Origin of the sequence: Evansella sp. AB-rgal1 (genome assembly GCF_041820985.1) — a bacterium.
Taxonomy (GTDB): Bacteria; Bacillota; Bacilli; order Bacillales; family Salisediminibacteriaceae; genus Evansella.
In genome coordinates this window covers 1-1236 of record NZ_JBGUAU010000077.1, presented here as the reverse complement: position 1 = coordinate 1236, position 1236 = coordinate 1, and the positions used below count along the sequence as shown (strand labels likewise).

Below are 1236 nucleotides of genomic sequence, written 5' to 3'. Positions count from 1 at the left end.
AGGAAAAAAGGCAATGTTAAAGAAACCCAGTAATTTATGTAAAATACTGGAATTTAATGAAGGTCAGTTAAGGCAGCTTCCCTAGTTATTCACCTTCCTTCTAGGCGTGTAAACTTGGTCTTTGCGTAGCAGCGCATCAACCAAACGCACAAGTTTTCTTGCGGTTAAGACGAGTGCTCTTTTATGTTTGTGCTTAGGGACTTCTTGATACTTCTTCTGGTAATACATCTTAAATTCGTTATCAAAACGTTTGACCGAGTTGGCAGCTTCAACAAGGTAATAACGGAGATAACGGTTACCAGAACGGATCATTTTCGTCTCCTCAGCTTGAAACTTTCCTGACTGATGTTTAGTCCATGTAAGACCAGCATACTTGGCAATCGAAGCTTGATCTTTAAAACGCTCTATATCACCTAATTCGGCTAAAATACCCGCACAGTAAACCGGACCAATACCAGGAATGGTTTGAAGCGTATTAGGAATACCAGACAGGATCTTTAAGATTGCTTTATCAAGTTCTTTGACCTGCTTAGTAATACTGCGTATGGACTCAATGGAAGTGGCTAATAAGATGTCGATCGAGTCTTCCACACATTTTGATAATCGGTAAGATGAGCGCGCGGCTTTTTGGATAGATTTAGCGATACACTCAGCATCAGTAAAGCGATTTTTACCTTTTTCCTGAAGGAAGTTAGCTAAGTGTTCAACATCCATAGAAGCAATTTCGTCAAGACTGTATTGTTCAAGTAAAAAATCTAGCATCGCATTTCCATAAACGGAGCTCTCTACTTCTGCAGTGAAAGAACTACACTTATAAAATAAGTGTTGTAAGAAATACTGCTTTTCGCGTGTGAGGTTATGCATAAGATGATATCTCATTCGTGTTAAACGCTGAAGTGCAATGTATTGTTCTTGCATAACAGAAGTCAGTGGTAATCGTCCAAAACGTAGGCGATCGGCAATGATCCAGGCGTCAATATGATCCGTTTTATCAAGGTCAACATAGGCTTCTTTAAACTTTTTAATTAACTTAGGATTGATAGTATAAACTTTAGTGTGAAAGGCTTGTAAGGCCTCATCCTCGTGAAAAAACATGGCTGGGTGCCAGCTGTAGACAGATGTTGATTCTAGGCCAATCTGAATGTCTTGAGGCATTAGCTTTTTAGTAAAATGAATGATTTGATCACGAAGATAGGAAGCTCCTGTGAGATTATTTTGAACCGTAGGAGAACCAAG

Annotated in this window: 1 protein-coding gene; it reads right to left on the bottom strand. The window is 39.2% G+C overall.

Translation table 11 applies throughout. The features are described from left to right. Positions 1-81: 81 nt before the first annotated feature. Positions 82-1236 (bottom strand): IS110 family RNA-guided transposase (locus ACERII_RS25830; protein ID WP_373645858.1); only part of this gene is annotated, 1155 nt, incomplete at its 5' end.